Origin of the sequence: Nonomuraea lactucae (genome assembly GCF_003313395.1) — a bacterium.
Classification (GTDB): Bacteria; Actinomycetota; Actinomycetes; order Streptosporangiales; family Streptosporangiaceae; genus Nonomuraea; species Nonomuraea lactucae.
Genome location: NZ_QNFZ01000456.1, coordinates 1 through 1,151 on the forward strand (window position 1 = coordinate 1; position 1,151 = coordinate 1,151).

The 1,151-nt window shown below is 71.7% G+C and carries 1 protein-coding gene; it reads right to left on the bottom strand.

What is annotated here, in order from left to right:
- Positions 1-352 precede the first annotated feature (352 nt).
- The coding region (locus DQW85_RS22615) for an SDR family NAD(P)-dependent oxidoreductase (RefSeq protein ID WP_113702166.1) at positions 353-1,151 on the bottom strand (799 nt) is incomplete at its 5' end.

The following is a 1,151-nucleotide window of genomic DNA, read 5'->3' on the forward strand; positions in this document are numbered from 1 at the left end:
CCCCCGCCCCCCGGCGCCTTGTCCGAGCCGCACCCCGCCACGCCGGCGAGCAGCCCGGAGAGCCCGACGGCGACGCCGCCGCGCAGGACGTTCCTGCGGGTGGGCGACAGTTCTTGGATGGTCAGTCGTTGCCTGCTCAATTTCTGCTCCTTCGCGCGCTCAGCCACAGGAGGTCTGCGATGCGGCCGCGCTCCTCTTTGACTGAGAAGATCCCGCACAGTCGACAACAATCGCGAGAATCGATTACTCGACTATCCGCCATCGGCCGGTTCACGTCAAGGGGCGGTGACCTGTGAACGCGAAAGCCGGGCCGAGCCGCGGCTCGGCCCGGCTCCGGGCGAGATCGGGCTGGTCAGGCCGTCCTGCGCGGCGGCTCGACGGCGGGACGGCCGTACGCCGTGCTGCGGGCGACGGCCTCCCACTCGCTCAGGCCGGCGCGGATGGACTCCAGCGCGGCCGTGATGTTGTCATAGGCGTCCCCTCCGAGAGGGAGGCGGAGCGGCAGCGGGCCGTCGTCACGCACGACCTCGACGATGATCTGGGCGGCCCGGTCGGGGTCGCCGGGCTGCTTCCCGTCCTGCGACTCGACGAACCGGCGGATCGGGCCCACGATGTCGGCGTAGCACGGCAGCTCGGCCGCGGACGAGGACTGGCTCCCGGAGAACACCGGCGTCCGGTGGGAGCCGGGTTCGACGATCAGCACACGTACGCCGTGCGGCGCGACCTCCTCCGCGAGGGTCGCCGAGAGCCCCTCGAAGGCCGCCTTGCTTGCAGTGTAGGAGGAGAACCCCGGTTTGATGAGGAAGCTGCCCATCGTGGAGATCTGCACGATCGTGCCGGTCCGCCGCTCCCTCATCTGGGGGAGCACGGCGCGGATCAGCCTGGTGGACCCGAAGACGTGCAGGTCGAAGACCGCCCGCAGTTCCTCGTCGGTGACCTCTTCCACCGCGCCGATGTGCACCCGGCCGGCGTTGTTGACCAGGACGTCGATCCGCCCGAACGCCTCGGTCGCGTCGCGGACGGCCGCCTCCACCTGGTCCGGGTCTGTGACGTCGAGCGGAAGCGCCAGCACCCGCCCCCCGTGGCCCCGCGCCCAGCCGGCGAGCACGCCCACGCGGCGCGCGGTGGCGACGACGAGGTCGCCGGTCGCC